The organism is Paraburkholderia sp. SIMBA_053, assembly GCF_046534895.1.
Lineage (GTDB): Bacteria > Pseudomonadota > Gammaproteobacteria > Burkholderiales > Burkholderiaceae > Paraburkholderia > Paraburkholderia caledonica.
Window position 1 is genome coordinate 1 of the sequence record NZ_JAWRXU010001084.1, and the last position, 257, is coordinate 257.

At 61.5% G+C, this 257-nt stretch carries 1 protein-coding gene; it reads right to left on the reverse strand.

Going from position 1 to position 257, the window contains the following annotated elements; all coding sequences use genetic code 11:
• Positions 1–257: AMP-binding protein (locus tag SB753_RS38970; protein WP_410805406.1), on the reverse strand; the 257-nt coding region annotated here is incomplete at both ends.

The following is a 257-nucleotide window of genomic DNA, read 5'->3' on the forward strand; positions in this document are numbered from 1 at the left end:
GCGTCGAACAGGCGTGCGATGTTTTCGTGTGTGATGCCTACGCCTTTTGGTGTGCCCGTTGAGCCCGAGGTGTAGATCACGTAGGCGAGTTGTTGCGGACGCGGATACATCGCGACGTCGAGCGGCTCATCATTCGGCAACGTCTCGCGCAACGCCACAGCATCGAGCGTCGGCCGCGTGCCGAACAACGCCGCATGCTGCGCGAGACTCGGCGCATCGGTGACGATCAGACGCAACTGCGAGTCATCGACGATATG